7 protein-coding genes are annotated in these 8976 nt (G+C 31.9%); 3 read left to right on the top strand and 4 right to left on the bottom strand.

Going from position 1 to position 8976, the window contains the following annotated elements; all coding sequences use genetic code 11:
* On the bottom strand, positions 1–609 hold a 609-nt coding region (locus tag CD121_RS07350), incomplete at its 3' end, for a YSIRK-type signal peptide-containing protein (protein ID WP_126567728.1).
* Positions 610–994: 385 nt separating this feature from the next.
* Between CD121_RS07350 and CD121_RS07345 the strand changes: the two genes are divergently transcribed.
* Both CD121_RS07345 and CD121_RS07340 read left to right on the top strand, forming a co-directional pair.
* Positions 995–3253 carry an ATP-binding cassette domain-containing protein gene (locus CD121_RS07345; protein WP_108017153.1) on the top strand — a complete coding sequence of 753 codons (2259 nt, stop codon included), beginning with the start codon at positions 995–997 and terminating at the stop codon, positions 3251–3253.
* 363 nt (positions 3254–3616) lie between these two features.
* Positions 3617–5182, top strand: coding sequence for a YfcC family protein (locus CD121_RS07340; RefSeq protein WP_126567725.1), 1566 nt, complete (start codon positions 3617–3619; stop codon positions 5180–5182).
* Positions 5183–5237: 55 nt separating this feature from the next.
* Here the strand turns inward: CD121_RS07340 and CD121_RS07335 are convergent, their stop codons facing one another.
* Positions 5238–6050, bottom strand: a complete 813-nt coding sequence (locus CD121_RS07335; protein WP_017637281.1) for an alpha/beta hydrolase — start codon at positions 6048–6050, stop codon at positions 5238–5240.
* A gap of 55 nt (positions 6051–6105) precedes the next feature.
* Positions 6106–6633, bottom strand: coding sequence for a VOC family protein (locus CD121_RS07330; protein ID WP_126567722.1), 528 nt, complete (start codon positions 6631–6633; stop codon positions 6106–6108).
* Positions 6634–6856: 223 nt separating this feature from the next.
* Between CD121_RS07330 and CD121_RS07325 the strand changes: the two genes are divergently transcribed.
* On the top strand, positions 6857–7372 hold the full coding sequence (locus tag CD121_RS07325; protein ID WP_017637283.1) for a YceI family protein: 516 nt from the start codon (positions 6857–6859) through the stop codon (positions 7370–7372).
* A 112-nt stretch (positions 7373–7484) separates the two neighbouring features.
* Here CD121_RS07325 and CD121_RS07320 read toward each other — a convergent pair whose 3' ends face one another.
* Positions 7485–8894 carry a DHA2 family efflux MFS transporter permease subunit gene (locus tag CD121_RS07320; RefSeq protein ID WP_046467193.1) on the bottom strand — a complete coding sequence of 470 codons (1410 nt, stop codon included), beginning with the start codon at positions 8892–8894 and terminating at the stop codon, positions 7485–7487.
* Positions 8895–8976 lie beyond the last annotated feature (82 nt).

Raw genomic sequence — 8976 nt, 5'->3', positions numbered from 1 at the left:
ATCTTCTTTGTTGTATTCCGGATCTACTTCTTTTTCTTTGTCCGCCTTGTTGTATTCCGGATCTACTTGCTTCTCTTTGTCCGCCTTGTTGTATTCCGGATCTATTTGCTTCTCTTTGTCTGCTTTGTTATATTCCGGATCTACTTCTTTTTCTTTGTCTGCTTTGTTGTATTCCGGATCCACTTGCTTCTCTTTGTCTGCTTTGTTGTATTCCGAATCTACTTCTTTTTCTTTGTCTGCTTTGTTATATTCTGGGTCGACTTCTTTGTCTACGCTTTGTTCATTTGTATTATTATTTTTTAACTCAACAGATGATTCATTATGTAAATTTGATTTTACTTCTTCATTTTTATTATTATTCTGTACTTCAACATTATCATTATTATTTTTTGATTCACTAGATTGATTTAATTGTTCATCTTTAACATCATTCCCATGTTGTTCCCCAATAGATTGTGCTTGTTTAGCTTCAGAATCTAGATTTCCCTGATCTTGATTTTCAGCTGCTTGTGCAGAACCGCCACCGATAAATAATAAGGCTGCAATTAAAATCGATGATGTTCCTACGCTAAATTTACGAATACTATATTTATTTTCTCTATTTTTCATATTCAGCACCTCTATTTTATTTTTAATTTTCAAATCAATTCTATGTTACTAGATAAATAAATTAATGATTGCACGTGGTAAAAATTCAAATAGTTTAGTAAACCAAGCTTTCATAATGACCATCCTTTCTCATTTAATAGTAAGCGCTTTCAAAAGTATTAAAATAAAAAATACTTTTTACATTAAAACCAACACTTACTTTAACTGGTTATTTATTAAAATGTTACGAATTTTTGTACAAAAAGTCAATCATCAATTCCAATTTTATATAATTTTTATTTTTTAACTAGATATACTTTATATATTAATAGTTAATCTTAAAATACAAACATTAAACGAGTTGGATAACAATTTTAGGGTAAAGTCGACTAAGAGGTGAAGGCATATGTCAGATATTAAAGTCATTGGCGCCAAACAAAATAATTTAAAGAATATTGATGTTACTATTCCTAAACATCAACTTACAGTTTTTACAGGGAGGTCTGGCTCCGGTAAGTCTTCTTTAGTATTTAATACACTAGCAGCTGAATCTGAGCGTTTACTCAATGAGACCTATTCAAGTTATATACAACATCAATTGAGTCAATTTTCAAAACCTGATGTTGATCAAATTCAAAACTTACCTGTTTCAATGATTATTAATCAAAAACGATTAGGAGGAAATTCTCGTTCCACAGTTGGGACGATTTCTGATATTTATGCATCAGTACGTTTATTATGGTCACGTATAGGAGAACCATTTGTAGGTTATTCTGATGTCTTTTCCTTTAACAATACAAAAGGTATGTGCGAAACTTGTTCAGGATTAGGTTATGTAGAGGATATTGATTTAAATGAATTAATTGATTTTGATAAGTCTTTAAATGAAGATGCTATCAATTTTCCATCTTTCCGACCTGATAGTTGGAGAGGGAAACGTTATTTATATACTGGATTGTTTGATAACGATAAAAAGTTAAAAGATTATACTAAGGAAGAATTAGATACATTTTTATATACTGAACCAACAAAACTTAAAAATCCTCCTTCTAATTGGCCCAGAACCGCAAAATTTGAAGGTTTAATTCATAGGTTCAGACGCTCATTTTTACTAAATGATAATTTTGAGAAAAAGAGATTTGCTAAAGATATAGAACGTGTTGTTCATAAACATGCATGCCCAGATTGTCATGGTAAACGTCTCAATGATAAAGTACTAAGTTGTAAAATTAATGGTATGAATATTGCTGATTTTACTGATTTACAAATTGATGATGCGTTAGACTTTTTACATAAGATTCATTCTACTAAAGCACAAGTAATTATCGAACCGTTAAAAAAACAGCTTGAATCACTTAGTTATGTAGGTCTCAATTATCTAACTTTATCTCGTGAAACCACGTCATTATCTGGTGGTGAATCGCAACGTATCAAACTTATTCGTCATCTCAACAGTCCATTGAGCGATTTAGTTTATATTATTGATGAACCAAGTGTTGGACTGCATCCTGAAGATATTCAACGAATTAATGATTTAATTCAATCTTTAAAAGACAAAGGAAATACAGTACTCGTCGTAGAACATGACCCTGATGTCATTAAAACTGCCGACCATGTTATCGATATTGGGCCATTAGCCGGTAAAGATGGCGGACAAATTACTTTTGAAGGTAGTTACCAAGACTTACTTAAATCTAGTACGAGTACTGGACAAGCGTTACATCGCTCTCATAATCTAAAAGAAAATATAAGAGTATCATCTGATATGTTAGATATTAAGGATATTTCTAAAAATAATTTACAACATATTACGACTCAATTACCTAAATATGCGATGACTGTTGTTACAGGCGTAGCTGGTTCTGGTAAAAGTTCTTTAATTACAACAGCATTTGAAAAAGATGAGCAAGCTATATTTATCGATCAAAAGCCTGCTCATGCTTCAAACCGTTCGAATCTACTAACTTATTTAAATATCTTTGATGATGTAAGAGCATTCTTTAGTAAGCAAACTGGCTTAAAGAAAAGTATGTTTAGTTATAATTCAGAAGGTGCATGCCCAGAGTGTCATGGTAAAGGAGTTATTAAAACTGAATTAGCATTTATGCCCGATTTTTCTCAAACATGTGAAATGTGCGGTGGTACAAGATATCGTCCCGAAGTGCTTGAAGCTAAAGTAAATGGCTATTCTATTGCAGATATTTTATCTTTAACAGTTCAAGAAGCTATTGAGAAATTTAAAGATGACAATCATATTGTGCAACCTTTACAAGCCCTAGCCAATACTGGATTGTATTATATGACACTTGGACAGTCCCTTGATACATTGTCTGGTGGTGAAATTCAACGTGTTAAATTAAGTAAATATTTAACAGAAACTGTACATGATGCGATATTTATTTTTGATGAGCCCACTACTGGACTTCATGAAGATGACCTGCCCATTTTAATTGAATGCTTTAACCATTTAATTGAAGAAGGTAATACCGTTATTTTAATTGAACATAATTTAACAATGATGACTCAAGCGGATTGGTTTATAGATATTGGCCCTTATGCTGGCGATAAAGGCGGACAATTACTATATAGCGGTGAGCCAAAAGGATTATTAGATATAGATCAATCCGTAACTGCCAAACATTTGAAAAGATATATTCAATCCTAGTTAGGATATCAATATAACAACCAGTACAATAGTGATATATACACCCTTGTACTAGGTTGTTATTGTTTTTAATAAGTAATTAGTATACAAACTTCAAACTTACTTATCTTTAAAAAAAGACTTTGTCAGTCATATTAATAATATATTCTTATTCATAATTTCTTATAGTCTCTTACTTTTATACTAAGTTAAAGTCTTATCCTCTATTTTTTACAAATTTTTAAATTTATAAATATTTGCTCATAAATGTTAAATTTTCCTCACTGTTTATCTCTATCCATGTTATGCTTAAATTGTTTGGAATTAAATGCATATTTATTTATAATAATTCATCAATATAGAATTTGGGTAGGAGGAGTTTTTATGAAAGCAGAACAAATAAAAAAAGAAAAGCATACATCTTCACCTAAGAGAAAGTTCAAGTTGAAAATGCCTGGTGCCTTTGCAATTTTATTCATTTTAACCATTTTAGCTGTATTAGCAACTTGGATGATTCCAGCAGGTTCGTATTCAAAATTATCTTATGAAGATCACTCATTAAAGGTCGAAAATCCTCAAGGTAAAGTTGAAACACATAAAGCAACACAACAGGAATTAGACAAAATGGGTGTCAAAATTGATATTAATCAGTTCACTTCAGGTGCGATTAATAAGCCTGTTTCTATTCCAAATACTTATGAACGTTTAGATCAACATCCTGCTAAATTAACTGACATTACAAGTAGCATGGTTAACGGAACAATTGAAGCTGCTGATATTATGGTCTTTATACTTATACTAGGTGGTTTAATTGGTGTTGTTCAAGCGAGTGGTGCTTTTGAATCCGGACTTCTCGCGTTGACTCAAAAGACAAAAGGGAGAGAATTTCTTTTAATTTTCTTTGTTTCTATATTAATGGTACTTGGTGGAACACTATGTGGTATAGAAGAAGAAGCTGTAGCCTTCTACCCTATTCTTGTCCCTATATTTATCGCAATGGGATATGATTCTATTGTTTGTGTAGGAGCTATCTTTTTGGCGAGTTCTATGGGATCAACATTCTCAACAATCAATCCATTTTCAGTGGTTATCGCTTCTAATGCAGCTGGTACAACTTTTGCTGAAGGATTGTACTGGCGTGTTGCCGGTTGTATTATCGGAGCCATGTTTGTTATAGGTTACCTCTATTGGTACTGTAAAAAGATTAAAAAGAACCCTGAAGCCTCATATAGTTATGAAGATAAAGATACATTTAATCAACAATGGTCTGTCATGGAGCATGATAATCAGCAACAAACATTTACTACACGTAAGAAATTAATTTTATTACTATTTGTTATACCCTTCCCTGTGATGGTTTGGGGCGTCATGTCTCAAGGTTGGTGGTTCCCAACTATGGCTTCAGCATTTCTAATATTTACCATTATTATTATGTTCTTAGCTGCGACAGGTCCAAAAGGATTGGGAGAACAAGGTGTTGTAGATGAATTTGTTAAAGGGGCATCAAGTTTAGTAGGTGTCTCACTTATTATAGGGTTAGCACGTGGTATCAATTTAGTATTAAATAACGGAAGAATATCAGATACGATTTTACATTTTTCTTCATCACTTGTTGAAAATATTCAAGGTCCATTATTTGTTATCGCATTACTATTTATCTTTTTCTTCCTAGGATTTATTATTCCATCATCATCTGGACTAGCTGTATTAGCGATGCCTATTTTTGCACCATTAGCCGATACGGTGGGTATTCCTAGATATACGATTGTTACGGCGTATCAATTTGGTCAATATGCAATGTTATTCTTAGCCCCAACCGGTTTAGTCATGGCTACATTACAAATGCTTAACATGCGTTATTCTCATTGGTTCCGTTTCGTTTGGCCAGTGGTTGTCTTTGTACTTGTATTCGGTGGTGGCATTTTAGTAACTCAAGTTTTATTACATTAACTATATTTTATGAAAAGGGATAATACATCGCCATTGATGTATTATCCCTTTAACTCTATTTATTAATTTCACGTGTTAACCACTCAACAATTTCCCGGAAAATATTTTTATTATATGATGACTCATTAAATATTTCATGTTGAAGGCCGTCATAAATGTGTATTGATTTATGTTTAGAACCAATTTCATTATACAATTCTAGTGAATCTTGATAACTTACTAATCCATCATCTTTGCCATGCAAGATCAATATCGGTTCAGTAAAATATGCTGCATTTTCTTTCAATATCTTAACACCATCTAATAACGTATAAATTAAACCCATTGATATATCTTCAGCAATTAAATCATCCGTCTCATATATTTGAACTACTTCTTCATCAGAACATAAGCCTTCTCCTAATTCATTAGGTATATACATATCATAAGGGTGATTACTATCAAGGTCTCCAAACAAATTTAAATGATTCCTCGTTAACGCTCCAGAAGTAATAATACCATCAACAAGCCCAGGATGCTTCGTTCCATATAGAGTAACTGCATAACCACCCATACTATGACCAATCAAATAAATGTTACCTGGACAATTTTCCATCACACATTGTACGGTTGCATCCAAATCTTCAATAATTTCATTTTCATTATTATAATATACAGGTTTTCCTTCTGAACGACCATGCCCTCGTTGATCATAACGAATAACATTAAATTGATTATCGTTCAAAAAAGCCGCCAACTCATCATATCTATCAAGATACTCTGCTAAACCATGTACTATAATGACATTAGCTTTTGAGTTATTAACCGTGTTAATTTTACCGTACAAATTTGTACCATCTGCTGATTGTATATATTTTATAAAATTCATGGTCATCGACCCCCTTTATATTATTAATACCCCTTTTTCGAACAATCATAACTCATCACTTAATTTCGTTCGGAATGTAAACTTCTGATTCACTATCAGGAGGATAATAATATCCGTTAGGAATCGTTTGTAATTCAATTAAACTGCCCCATGGTGTTTTGATATAAACTGTTTGATTATCGTTCGTATCTTCATAACGTGTATTTAAATGTGGTTCTGAAATTGGCTCGCCACCAGCAGATTTAACTTGTTTTACAGCATGCTCAAAGTCATCTACATAAAAAGATATGTGCGTATAGCCAATATCTTGCAATGTCTCTGCTTGACGTTGTGTTGCATCTTTAAACTCAAATAGTTCAATATTAGGTCCATTTCCAAATACCATCATTCGTTTTTTAATAATTTTGGCACCGTGTTGTAGTCCTAAGACACGTTCAACAAATTCTCCTTCTCTAGGGTTGTCGTATTTTGTTTGGCTATCATAAGCAATTTTTGCATCTAAACCTTCTTTAAAAAACTGTGTTGCTTCTTCAATATCAGGAACAGTAAGTCCAATATGATTAATACCTCTTGAAATTGTCATATTTAAACACCTCTTTACTTTTATTTTTCCCGTATTTTAATTTTTCTACTTTTTCATTCTTATCATTTGACACTTTTTGTTAATAAATATACTTTTAAAGTAGAAAAAGCCTAAAACTTTTAGATATTTAAGCATTAAAAAGTTTGCTTTTCTAAAAATAGTGTAGTATATTATTTATATCAAGTACAAATGATATATTAAAAAGAAAACGGAGGAGTTAATTATGACTCAATTTACATTCGATAGCGTACACAGTTCTTTAGAATTCCAAATCAAACACTTAATGGTATCAAAAGTTAAAGGAACATTTGATCAATTTGACGTAAATGTTGAAGGCGACATTAACGACTTAAGTTCTTTAAAAGCAACAGTAACAATCGATCCAAAATCAATCAATACTGCTAATGAAGATCGCGACAATCACTTAAAATCAGGAGATTTCTTCGGTACTGACGAATTCGACAAAATCACTTTCGTAACTAAAGAAATCAGCGAAAACAGTGTTGTTGGTGACTTAACTATTAAAGGTGAAACTCATGAAGAAAAATTTGACGTTGAATTCAATGGCGTAAGTAAAAACCCTATGAACGGCGAACAAGTTACTGGTTTCATCGTAACTGGTAAAATTAACAGAGAACAATACGGGATCAACTTCAACCAAGCATTAGAAACTGGTGGCGTAATGTTAGGTAAAGACGTTAAATTCGAAGCTTCAGCAGAATTCAGCGTACAAGACTAATTTAAATATATTTTTTTAAAACGTCTGGGTATAAACCTAGACGTTTTTTTATTTTATAACTAAAAAGGTTTGCACACTTAAATTAGTATACAAACCTTAATACTTATTTTTCTTAATTATCTACCTTTGGCTTTTTAACAAATAATGAACAAATTAAACCAATGAATGCTAAGACTACTAAATACCAGAATGCTTTTTCTGCTCCATGTGCTATTAATATTGTTTCTGATATTTTTTCATGAGTTTCTGAAAAATGTTTCATTGCAATAGTATATATTGTAATAGCAATTGTGGTACCAGCTGAACCAGCCACTTGTATTAATGTAGTAATCGTTGCAGAACCATCCGGGTATAATTCTTTTGGTAACTGATTTAGTGCATTTGTTTGAGCAGGCATCATAATCATTGTTATTCCTATAAACATTAACATGAAATTACAGATAATCACCCAAACTGGTGTATGCGCTGATATGGTAAAAGCGAAGATTAACATAGAAATAAATAAAATAACAAAACCAAATATACCAAATATTTTCGCCCCAAATTTATCAAATAATTGACCTATTATAGGGGACAAAATTAAATTCATAATATTGCCTGGTAATAAGATAAGGCCTGCCATAATAGCGCTAAACATTAACGATCCCTTGATATATATCGGTAGAATAATACCTGATCCTAGAATACATAATATAACAAGAAAAACCATAAGAGCCCCTAAATTAAACATGCCATATTTAAATACTCTTAAATTTAACATTGGAGATTTAAGTGTAAATTGACGTCTAACAAAGACTATTAATGCAAGAATACCAATCAACAACGGTCCCCAAACAACTATATTCATGAATGGTTGTTCTGCCATCATATTTAATCCAAAAATTATTCCAGAAAATCCAATTGTCGATAAAATAATAGATAATATATCAATTTTCGGTTTCGTAATTTCTGAAACATTCTCTACTTTATTGATAGCTATAATTAAAATAACGACATATAATACTGCACTAATCCAAAAAATATAGTGCCAACTAAGAGATGAAATGATGATACCAGCAATAGTTGGTCCTAAAGCTGGTCCTGCAGTCATTACAAGTCCCATAATCCCCATAACTACCCCTCTTTTTTCAATGGGGAATATAAGCATTAACACTGTAACCATTAACGGCAGAATAATTCCAGTACCTAACGCTTGGACAATACGACCTAATAGTAAAAAGGAAAATGCAGGTGCTATTGCAGCAATTACAACCCCTATAAGAGATAATATGATACCTGATATTATCAATTTTTTTGTGCTAAACCATTTAGTTAAATAGACAGATACGGGTACCATACATGCCATCGTTAATAAATATCCTGTAGTCAACCATTGGGCTAAAACAGCACTAACATGGTAATCGCTCATTACATTTGTTAATGCCATGTTTAATGCTGTTTCACTAAACATTCCCATAAATCCACCTATCATTAATACAAAAGCAAACATTTTGGGACTTTTTACTTTTACTTGAGTCGTCATTCTATACCTCTTCCCTTATAACATTCTTTTTTTAAAGCATTAGCACTAACTTTAGCAAATGCGTTTCAATTTTGTCAACTTA

This window comes from Staphylococcus pasteuri (genome assembly GCF_003970495.1).
Lineage (GTDB): Bacteria > Bacillota > Bacilli > Staphylococcales > Staphylococcaceae > Staphylococcus > Staphylococcus pasteuri.
Note: the sequence above shows the minus strand (reverse complement) of the source record. Positions and strands in the feature narration are given on the sequence as shown.